At 51.9% G+C, this 1,059-nt stretch carries 1 pseudogene; it reads right to left on the bottom strand.

Annotated elements, in window-relative coordinates:
• Nucleotides 1–92 precede the first annotated feature (92 nt).
• A pseudogene (locus BM131_RS20810) lies at nucleotides 93–755 on the bottom strand (IS30 family transposase); the annotation flags it as partial.
• Between the last annotated feature and the right edge of the window lie 304 nt (nucleotides 756–1,059).

A 1,059-nucleotide genomic window follows, 5' to 3' on the forward strand; every position in this document is an offset into this window, starting at 1 on the left:
AGTCCAAGCCATTGTGATCTCCATTCAGCTTCACAACCGAACAGAATCACAAACCACTGAACTCACTCAAATAGTTTTAAATCGGGCTCTTAGAGAGGGGCGTTGGCGGTACAGCCCTGCATCTTGCTAAGAATGACGAAGCGCGTCTTACGTTCCACAACCGGGCCTATCGCTGAGCGATTGAAAGCCCCCTTGATCAGATCGCCTTTCCAATGACCGGGAACCAGGCGTGCCTCGATGTCTTCGGGACGATGGATGATGCGCAATGTTTCCGTTACTATAGCTGAGCCCGCCGAGCTTGTGCGTCGCATGCCGCGTTTCTGCTTGGCCTGCCGCAGCGCCTCAATCATCAGCACCTTCAACCTGCCACGTGGTTGAGCTTAGATTGCGGCATAGATCGCTTCGTGACTGATGCGCTGACTGGGATCATCTGGATGCATAAGCCGTAGTCTGGCCGCGATCTGCTCTGGCGACCAGCGCCAATGGATCAGACGGTTGCGCACCCAATCACAAAACGGGGCACCAAGGGCCAATTTCCGCGGCCGACCAGAACGTCGCTGCGCAGTATGATAAGCACGCCGTTCCACCTGAGGGTTGTAGCCACCAGGCACGGCGCCTCGCTTCAATTCACGCTCGATAGTGCCGTGATGCCTCCCCAGAAGGAGTCCAATCTCACGCAGGCTTAAGCCCCGTTCATGTTCTGCAAATATTACGCCGCGTTCCTCGACGTTCAAGTGTTTGTAGTGGCTTTCCATAGCAACATCCTATGCCCTTGGGGCGGAAGGTGTCGCACTTCAATCTTGAGCCTAATAACATCAAAAAAGCCAATCGGTTATTCAAAAAAATAAGATACTCAACATATTGATTTAAAGTATTTTTACCTTCTAATTTAACGCCATTGTCACATGTGACAATCGGCCATGCGGCATTTTGCCTTTGGCTTATACAGTCAAATACCACTGCCGCCCCCTCTGTCAGGGTTGTTGTCCGCTGCTCTACTTTTCTCTAATTTTCAGGTGGGCGGGATAGGACAATGACGTGGGATACTCACCAGAACGA

Origin of the sequence: Loktanella salsilacus (assembly GCF_900114485.1) — a bacterium.
In the GTDB taxonomy this organism is placed as follows: Bacteria; Pseudomonadota; Alphaproteobacteria; order Rhodobacterales; family Rhodobacteraceae; genus Loktanella; species Loktanella salsilacus.